1 pseudogene is annotated in these 233 nt (G+C 44.6%); it reads right to left on the reverse strand.

Going from position 1 to position 233, the window contains the following annotated elements:
• Window positions 1–233 (reverse strand): annotated as a pseudogene (locus RAD10_RS42585) (hypothetical protein); the annotation flags it as partial.

The raw sequence follows: 233 nt of genomic DNA on the forward strand, positions 1-233 counted from the left end.
GATGGCTGGATTTTCTTCTAGGTAGTAGCCGAAATATTCTGTCATGACTTTATCTACATAGCCACGCACCTCTGGATTGCCAAGCTTATTTTTAGTCTGGCCTTCGAACTGTGGATCTGGGAGTTTAACCAGTATCACAGCGGTGAGGCCTTCTTTGATATCGTCACCTGTTAAGTTATCTTCTTTCTCTTTAAGGAGGCCGTTTTTGCGGGCATAATCGTTTACTGTGCGGG

The sequence above is a fragment of the Bradyrhizobium sp. 23AC genome, from assembly GCF_054863025.1.